Origin of the sequence: Longimicrobium sp. (assembly GCF_036387355.1) — a bacterium.
Lineage (GTDB): Bacteria > Gemmatimonadota > Gemmatimonadetes > Longimicrobiales > Longimicrobiaceae > Longimicrobium.
In genome coordinates this window covers 1-5,254 of the sequence record NZ_DASVTX010000555.1, presented here as the reverse complement: position 1 = coordinate 5,254, position 5,254 = coordinate 1, and the positions used below count along the sequence as shown (strand labels likewise).

At 70.8% G+C, this 5,254-nt stretch carries 3 protein-coding genes and 1 pseudogene; all 4 read right to left on the bottom strand.

Annotated elements, in window-relative coordinates:
* Positions 1 to 237: 237 nt before the first annotated feature.
* Complete coding sequence (locus VF665_RS24045; RefSeq protein ID WP_331056029.1) at positions 238 to 1,674, bottom strand: MBL fold metallo-hydrolase; 1,437 nt, start codon at positions 1,672 to 1,674, stop codon at positions 238 to 240.
* Between the two features lie 130 nt (positions 1,675 to 1,804).
* On the bottom strand, positions 1,805 to 2,176 hold the full coding sequence (locus tag VF665_RS24040; RefSeq protein WP_331056028.1) for a hypothetical protein: 372 nt from the start codon (positions 2,174 to 2,176) through the stop codon (positions 1,805 to 1,807).
* A gap of 106 nt (positions 2,177 to 2,282) precedes the next feature.
* Positions 2,283 to 3,443 carry a tail fiber domain-containing protein gene (locus VF665_RS24035; protein ID WP_331056027.1) on the bottom strand — a complete coding sequence of 387 codons (1,161 nt, stop codon included), beginning with the start codon at positions 3,441 to 3,443 and terminating at the stop codon, positions 2,283 to 2,285.
* 92 nt (positions 3,444 to 3,535) lie between these two features.
* Positions 3,536 to 5,254: pseudogene (locus VF665_RS24030) on the bottom strand (hypothetical protein); the annotation flags it as partial.

The window sequence follows — 5,254 nt, the reverse complement described above, 5'->3', positions numbered from 1 at the left end:
GCGTGCGATATTCTCTTCACCGGAAAGGCTGATCTTGGGCGGCGAAAGTGATTCCTGGCAGAATCCCACCTACGCCAAGCAAGATAAGTCTTTCCGGTTTCTTTTTCTCCTCCCGCAGGCTCAGATCACGCTTACTGTGGGTCTAGGGAACGCGCACCACAGCGATCCCGAATTGCAACGAGAACGGCCCCACCATCCACATGGCAGGGCCGTTTTGATTCCGGCGCGGAGCGGGTGTCAGGCGGGGGCGAGGGCGGGCTCAGGCTTTTCCGTCGGGAGGCCGGCGGCGGCCCAAGCCTGGTATCCGCCGGTAAGGTTGACCACATCCTTGATGCCGTGCGCCTGCAGCACGCTCGCGGCGATCATGGAGCGCGCGCCACCCTGGCACTGCAGAACCACCGTGCGCCCCGCCGGGATCTCGCCGATGCGCCCCGCGAGGAACGCCAGCGGAAGGTTCGGCACGTCCGGCAGGTGGCCGGCGTCCCACTCGGAGCGGCCGCGCACGTCCACCACCGCCACCTCGCCCGCCTCCATCCGCGCGCGAAGCTCCGCCGCGTTTATCTGCGGAACGCGCTCCAGTTCGCCCGGCCACGCATCCAGCACGTCCGCGCCCCACCACCCGGCCGCGTCGTCCAGCCCGATCATCGCCAGGTCGCGGGCCGCCTGCGCCGCCGCGGCCTCGTCGCCGCCCAGCAGGTAGAAGGCGCGGCCGAACGGCACCAGCGACCCGGCCCAGGTGGGGAACGACTTGTTGAGCGGAATGCTGACCGTTCCCGGCACGTGCCCGGCCGCGAACGCATCCGCCGGGCGCAGGTCCACCACCGTCGCGCCGCCCTCCAACGCATCCGCCAGCTGCGCGCCGGGGAGCCGCGGCGGAATGCGGAAACCGCCGAGCGCGGGCGGGCCCTCGCGGTTCAGCCGCTTCATCTCCGCGAAGTAGCGGGGCGGCTCCGGCTGGCCCGCGAGCACGGCGGCGACGAACTCGCCCTCGTCCTCCGTCGCGAGTGCCCAATTGAAGAGCTTTTCGTAGCCCAGCGTGCTGTGCGGAATGGCGCTCATCCCCTTGCCGCAGGCGGAGCCGGCGCCGTGCCCGGGCCAGATCTGCAGCCAGTCCGGCTGCTCCGCCGCAAAGCGCCGCAGGCTGGCGAACAGCGTGCGCGCGCCCTCCTCCATGGTTCCGTGCAGCCCGGCCGCGCGCTCCAGCAGGTCCGGCCGCCCCACGTCGCCCACGAAGATGAAGTCGCCCGTCACCGCCGCGATGGGCCGGTCCGCGCCCGCCGTGTCCGTCACCAGAAAGGTGAGGTGCTCCGGCGTGTGCCCCGGCGTGTGCCGCACCTCGATGCGAATGTTGCCCACGCTGAAGCGGTCGCCGTCGTGCACCAGCGTGGCGCCGTCCGTGGCGGCAAAGGCGTAGCTCCACTCGTCGCCGCCCTCGCCGGACAGGTAGAGTGTGGCGCCGGTGACCTGCGCCAGTTCGCGGCTGCCGGACAGGTAGTCGGCATGGATGTGCGTTTCCGTCACCGCCGTCACCCGCAGCTTTTCCGCCTCGGCGGCGCGGACGTACTGCTCCGTGTCGCGGTTGGGGTCCACCACCAGCGCGTCGCCCGTGGCCGCGCAGCCGATCAGGTAGCTGGCCTGCGCGAGCTTTTCGTCGTAGAAGCGCTTGAGGATCATTCCGTGGACTCCGGGGGACGCGGGATCGGTGACGGCCTGCGATGGCGGGCAATGATAATGCGGCGGAGCGGATTGCGCGCGGGTCGGGCAGGCGAAAACGACGATGCGAGAGTACGCGCCCGCGGTTCCCTCAGTCCGGACGCTGCTTGTCGCAGACGCGCATGATGGTGGAGCGGAGGGGCTCTTCCGCGCTCCGCGCCTGAACAAGGCAGGTCTGGTAGCTCGTCTCCGGCGTCACCACCACGGGGGGCGTGGGCACCGGCATCGCGCCGTCCGGCAGGCGGCCGCGAACACGCCGCGTGGCCGCTTCCTCGTTCGCCCGGTTCTTTTGCACCGCGGCGGCGGACTCGGCGGGCGTGAGCGTGGGCGGAACGTACTGCGGCTCTACCCGTGACCCACCGTGCGCGGCGTCGGGCGGGGCGGCGGGCGGCACCGCCCGGGTGCGGTCGCACCCGGCGAGCAGCAGGCCCGCAAGGAGCAGAACAGAAGCACGGGAACGCATGGGGACGGGAGCTGGTGGGATGCGAAAAGGCAGTCCGGACGCCGCGGGGGCGGCCGGACTGCCGGGTCAGGATCGATTCACGGGCCGTGCGGAGGACGGCGCCGGGTCAGGGCGCCGGGGGCGGTCCCATCAGCGCTTCCAGCCGCTGCAGGCGCGCTTCCAGCGACTGGTTGGCCGCCGCGAGTCGCACGTTCTCGTCGCGCAGGCGCTCGATCTGTGCGGCCTGCTCGGCGGCCCGGGTCTGAAGCGCCTCCGTGCGCGCATCGAGCGCCTTGATGCCCGCGAAGTTCACCCCGTCGATGTCCAGGTGCCCGATGGCCAGCGGCTCCGAACCCAGCCCGAACTCGCGCCAGAAGTCTTCCGCAAAGGGGCCCATGTGGCGCGACTGGCGTCCCTCGTCAATGTAGTTCCACGTGTTCACCGGAATGCGGCGCATGCGGGTGAGCACGTCATCGCCCTCCACCTCCAGAAAGTTTTCCTTGAGCGTGATGCTGCTGGCACAGGTCAGAGACGCGCCGCCCGCCGCGATGTTGCACCCGTTGGTCAGCGTCGCGTTGCTGCGAAAGCGGAAGCCGCCCGCCGCGCGCACCGCGAACTCGTTGTTGGCCAGCGCCTCGATGGAGTCCGTCGTGGACGCGTCCCCGAACACCTTGGCGCCCGTGTGGCCGTTGGTGCTGGCGCGGTACCCGAACGCCATGGAATAGTCCGCGTCGGCCGTGGAGCGGTAGCCCATCGCCACCGCCGCGTCCCCGTCGCTCCAGTTGTACGCGCCAAGGGTTACGCCCACATAGTCCTTGACGGTGTTGCTCAGCCCCAGCGCAATGCCGCAGGTGCCGATGTCCGGGCTCGTCCCGAAGATCTTGTTGCCGCTTCCCAGCGCCATCCCGCACTGCGCGGCCGCTTCCACCGTGTTCTGGTTGCCCATCGCGAAGGAGTAGTTTCCCGCCGCGATGTTCAGCGCGCCTCCCGCCCAGCTGTAATATCCGATGTTCACATCGTCGAACTGCAGCCCTGCATCCGCGTAGCCGGCCCGGAATGCCACCTTGAACGGATACCACATCATGCGCGACCCCGAGCCGGTCGCGGGAATGATCCCCACGGTGATCTGCCCCAGCGCCGCTAAGCCGCCCGCCGAGTCTACGCGGAACCGGTCGCCCGCAGGGTTGCCGGAGCGCAGCTGCAGCAGAATGTCGCTCTGGGCGCCGGCGGGAACGGCACCCAGCGCGGCCGCGAGAAGGAGCAGGGAGTAGTTGGAAGCGCGTGTCATGAGGGGTCTGCTCCGGATCGGTGGCGGATGGGTGCGTCCCGGCGCGGCCGGGTGCGAGTGGGGCGGCCGCGCGCCGCCATGCCGCAGGGCGTTCACTGGGGCTGTACGCGAACGCGGTTGCCCTGGGAGCGCAGGCGTCCGCCTTGCACGAACAGCCGGCCGCCGGTGACGCTGATGTTGCTGGTGGTGCTGTACGTGCCGGTGACCCGCAGGTTGCGCACGTCCGCGTTGGAAACGCCGCCGCCGACGGTCGCGTTCTCCCCGGTCAGCACCAGCCGGCCCGTTCCCGGCATGCTGCCGGTCGTCCCGAAGTTCACCGACCCCGTCACCGTGAGGTCGTACAAGCTCAGGTCAATGCGCGGCGCCGTGGCGCCGTCCGTCATCGTGATGCCGCCGATGGTGGTGTTCTGCACCAGCACGGGGTAGTAGGGGCGCCCGCCGGGGATGACGACCGAGTCCTGAACCCCCGGCGCCACGTTCTGCAGCCAGTCGCCGTTGGTCAGCCACCCCGTGTCCACGTTCCCCGTCCAGGTGCGCGTCATTCCCCACACCGTCACCGGGCTGGTGGCGGCCAGGCGGCGGCCGGTGGCCCGCAGGGTGGAACTGCCGTACGTGGTGTACGTGGCCGCCGGCGCCGCCGCTCCGCCCGCCAGCGCCACGGGCGCCGGCATCACCGCACCCGGATCGGTGCTGGCCAGCCGCACCGTGTCGGCGCTGGCGATCTGGTTGCCGTAGCGGTCCATGGCGCGGAGCGTGACGGCGTAGGGCAGCCCGTAGTTTGCGAACAGCGGTTCGCCCGCCGCAAAGAAGGGCGAGCAGCCGTTCAGCGCCTGCCCCGGGCGGTACACCGCCAGACGCGTGTACGCGGACGGCGTGACGATGCTGGTGACCGGGGCGGCCGCCGTGCCCGCGGTGCGCGCGCCGCACACCTGCCGCTGCCCCGGATAGTCGGCCACGGCCGGCGACACCGCGGGGCTGCCGTTCAGCACCGTAACGGTGGTGGCGCCCAGCGCCAGGGCGCGGTCGCGCAGGCGGCGCACGGCCGCCGTGTCCGCCGCCTCCTCCATGCTTTCGGTCAGCCGCGTTTCGGTATCCGTCACCGCCAGCACCTGAAAGAAGAACGAGAACACGTCCTGCGCGGCCGCGGCCTGCAGCGGCAGGCGGAACGACAGTGTCAGCACCCCGTCGTACTGGTTGGGGTCGGCCGCGGCCGGAAGCAGCCGCGTGGTCGTGGCGTTCTTGTTCCGGACGACGTAGCCCACCGGCAGGATGTTGGTCACGTCCGCGGGGGGCGCGATGGAAGCCACCTCCGCTTCGGTCAGCACCTGCAGTACGTCGGGGTAGGTCGCCAGCATGGTGGTGAGGTCCGAATCCATGGTCACCGCGCCGGTGGGCACGACCCGGGTGGCGATGGCCGGATCGGCCGCGCTGCCGTCGAACCGCCGCAGCAAAGAGAGTGCGGTGCCGGCCACCGTTCCCGTGCGCGACACCAGCATCATGGTGAGGTTGGTGAGCGGGGTGCCCGTGCCGTTCCTCACGCGGTAGGTAAAGGTGACGTAGCGCTGCCCCCCCGCGCCGCGCGCCCCCTCGGTGAACGACGACGACGACACCTGCTCGAACACGATCCCCGTTCCCGCCACGCCCAGCGACGCGCTGGGCCCGCCCGTCGCGGGCTGCACGGGCGCCACGCTGGAGTTCAGGTCGGCGGTCCCCAGCCCGGTAACGGCGATCTGGTACACGCCCACGGGGAGCGGCGCCGGCTTTTCGGGCGCTTCCGGCTTGTCTATGGCCGTAGGCGGAGCGGTGTCGGT

Bases quoted from the DNA above. Each gene is read 5' to 3' on its own strand.
- VF665_RS24035 (WP_331056027.1), bottom strand. From the start codon at position 3,443: ATGACACGCGCTTCCAACTACTCCCTGCTCCTTCTCGCGGCCGCGCTG.
- VF665_RS24045 (WP_331056029.1), bottom strand. From the start codon at position 1,674: ATGATCCTCAAGCGCTTCTACGACGAAAAGCTCGCGCAGGCCAGCTAC.
- VF665_RS24040 (WP_331056028.1), bottom strand. From the start codon at position 2,176: ATGCGTTCCCGTGCTTCTGTTCTGCTCCTTGCGGGCCTGCTGCTCGCC.